Genomic DNA, 1,111 nt, shown 5'->3' with positions numbered 1-1,111 from the left:
CCTTCAGGCGAAGGCGGTGCGTTCGGGTTGGATGCCGTTCACCCCGCACTTCAACCGCAACCCGATCGAACTTGCGTCTGAAGCGGAGCGGGCCGGAGCGAAGTCCAGTGAGGACATCGTCACGCATGTTGTCGATCAACTCGCCAGCAAGAAGGTCAACTTTGCGATCGAAGATCCCGATGCCGAGGAGAACTGGCCGCGGCTGTGGTTCATCTGGCGCGGCAACGCGATCCAGTCGAGCGCGAAGGGGCACGAGTACTTCCTGCGTCACTACCTCGGTGCGCATGACAACTCGATTGCCGAGGATCGGGCCAGGGGCAAGACGACCACGGTGAAATACCGTGATACGGCTCCGCGCGGAAAGTATGACCTGGTCGTCGACCTCAATTTCCGCATGGATACCTCGTCGCTCTACTCGGACATCGTGTTGCCGACGGCGTTCTGGTACGAGAAGAACGATCTCAATTCGACAGACCTGCACTCGTTCCTGCACGTGCTGGGACAGGCGGTTCCGCCGGTGTGGGAGTCGAAGACGGACTGGGAGATTTTCAAGCTGATCGCCAAGAAGGTCAGCGAGCTGTCTCCGCTGGCGTTCGCCAAGCCGATGCGTGACGTGGTTGCTCAGCCGCTGATGCACGATACTCCCGACGAGTTGGCGCAGCCGGAGATTCTCGACTGGGCCGAGGGCGAATGCAAACCGGTGTCGGGCAAGACTATGCCTCACATACGGGTAGTCGAGCGTGACTACGCCAACCTGTACAACAAATACATTTCTTTCGGACCGAAGGCCCGGGAGGATGGCGTTTCCGCGGTCGGCGTGCAGATTCCGATCAAGAAGCAGTACGACCAGATGCTTGACAATCCCGTCATGCCGATGCCGGATCCAAGGCATATGCGGTGCGTGGAGTGGGGAGGCAAACGGTACCCGAGCCTCGAGGACGTTCTCGACGCGTGCAACACGTTGCTGATGTGCGCGCCGGAAGCGAATGGCGAGGTCTGTTACCAGGGCTTCCATAATGAGGAGCATCACGTTGGTCTGCCGCTGGCAGATATCGCGGAGCCTACCAGAGGCGTTTCATCGACGTTCTACGACCTGACGCGTCAGCCGAGG

1 protein-coding gene is annotated in these 1,111 nt (G+C 59.9%); it reads left to right on the top strand.

The features are described 5' to 3' along the window. Window positions 1–31: 31 nt before the first annotated feature. Window positions 32–1,111 (top strand): molybdopterin-dependent oxidoreductase (locus tag BGN91_RS11050; RefSeq protein ID WP_292613084.1); only part of this gene is annotated, 1,080 nt, incomplete at its 3' end.

This window comes from Nitrobacter sp. 62-13, from assembly GCF_001896955.1.
In the GTDB taxonomy this organism is placed as follows: Bacteria; Pseudomonadota; Alphaproteobacteria; order Rhizobiales; family Xanthobacteraceae; genus Nitrobacter.
Note: the sequence above shows the minus strand (reverse complement) of the source record. Positions and strands in the feature narration are given on the sequence as shown.